Here is a 1,831-nt window from a genome sequence, read left to right as displayed (position 1 = left end):
ATCAAGGCATCCATCAACCCACTGTTTACGCCTTGTCCTGCAAAAGGAGGCATCAAATGAGCAGCATCTCCAATCATCGTTATGGGTAATGGACGCTTACTTTTCCAAGACTTATCTAAGGGAAATATTCGTGTCGCTAACCCTACAAAAGATGATGTCAAACGAATCAGTTCTTTGTAGCGTTCGTCCCAATCGGAAAATTTTTTCAGGAGAAAATCAACGACACTATTTCTGTCTTGAAAATCTACCCGCGTTTTGCTTTTCCATTCATCAGGTGTTTTAAAACTTATTCCAAAATGCAATGCACCATTATTATTAGGATTCGCAAATAATAAATTACCTTGATGAGCAGCCATTAGCCGGTTTCCATTGCAAAGCTGAAAAAATCCAGGACAGTTCACCTCCGGTTGATGAATATCGGCTTGTATATTGAAAGTACCTGTTTCTTCAACTTCCGTGTCGGTAACAAATTTTCTTACTTTAGACATTCCACCATTGGCAATAATAACCAGATCTGCTGTTTCACTCGATTTATCCTCAAAAGTTAGTATCCACTTCTCCTTATCAGGTTCAAGGGTAACAAGTTTTCTATCCCAAATGACGGTATCATTTTGTAAACTATTTAATAGGATAGTCCTTAAGTCATTTCTGTTTATTTCAGGATTGTCAAAACGATTTTCGGGTCTTACATTTTTTGTGGTTAAAATATTGCCCTTTTCATCAACAATATTTACACCCATTGGTAAAGCTAAGTCATAATAAGTTTGTAACAATCCCGCTCTTTTCATTGCTTCCTGTCCCGAATCCCTGTGCAGATCAAGTGTCCCACCAAAAATCCTTGCATCTTGGTCTTTGTCTCTCTCGTAAACTGTAATGTCCACGCCGTTTTGCTGTAACAATCTCGCCATTGTTAATCCAACAGGCCCGGCACCAATTATTGTAATTTTTTTATGTTTTAGTAAAGTCATATTCTTGTTCGCTGGTTTTAATGTCAACTAATGTCTGTCAATTTAATCACTTTGTTTTTTTTAAATTCAAACACGGATTTTCCTGATAACTTTAGCTTTTGCCCTTTTTTTAAGCCGTTCGGAAAGTCAATTGCTAAAATTGCTGTATAATCAATTTCTATTTCAGTGCTGTTGTCAAAATGCCTAAACGATTTAACTGTCTGTGTTCTCTTTGCAAAGTATGTTTTTGCTGTTTCTGCCTGTTGTTTAAACGCTGTTAACCCTTTCAGCGATAAACTTATATCATTATTTTGAATGTTTTCAAAAACAATATTATCGTCAAGGTCTGCAACCATTTTTTTGATATCAAATTGGTTGTATCCATCGATGTAGTTATTGATGATGTTTACTCTGTCGGTCATATTTTGTAATTATTTATCGGTTACATATTGGTGTTGTCTGTAGGTTGTTCTACGATAATTGCCAACTTTTAACTTCTATACGAAGGAACATGTTGGGATACTTGAACTTTCGATTTAGCGCCAACACGAGCAAACCGAAGTTAGCACCTACTCTCTATTCAGCATATTTTTTAAAAATACTTGTGGCAATGTGTCCGCCAAAACCAAAAGTATTACTCATTGCGTAATTCACTTGCCGTTGTTGTGATTGGTGTAACGTCAAGTTAAATATATCCCTATATTCAGGTTCAATATCTACCGAATTGATTGTTGGCGGAACAATGTTATTCTGAACAACGTATAGGAAGAATAAACGCCCTTTTCACCCAAGTCCAACAGCTTTGGACCGCAGTTGACTCTTTCGACACCCCTGCGATGCAACCCAATCCGGCTGACGGGGAGCCAGCAACGCTGAAAATTTAC

2 protein-coding genes are annotated in these 1,831 nt (G+C 37.2%); both read right to left on the bottom strand.

Annotation, left to right across the window (positions count from 1 at the left end):
• Window positions 1-968: FAD-dependent oxidoreductase (locus tag FTU55_RS14905; RefSeq protein WP_373685478.1), on the bottom strand; the 968-nt coding region annotated here is incomplete at its 3' end.
• A 23-nt stretch (window positions 969-991) separates the two neighbouring features.
• Window positions 992-1,369, bottom strand: coding sequence for a hypothetical protein (locus FTU55_RS14900; RefSeq protein ID WP_044502095.1), 378 nt, complete (start codon window positions 1,367-1,369; stop codon window positions 992-994).
• Window positions 1,370-1,831: the final 462 nt, after the last annotated feature.

It is taken from the genome of Acinetobacter sp. YH12117, from assembly GCF_013418865.1.
Taxonomy (GTDB): domain Bacteria; phylum Pseudomonadota; class Gammaproteobacteria; order Pseudomonadales; family Moraxellaceae; genus Acinetobacter; species Acinetobacter indicus.
This window is presented reverse-complemented; position numbering and strand designations above follow the sequence as displayed.

Excerpts from the sequence above, each read along its gene's own strand:
- FTU55_RS14900 (WP_044502095.1), bottom strand. The coding sequence starts at position 1,369 with ATGACCGACAGAGTAAACATCATCAATAACTACATCGATGGATACAAC.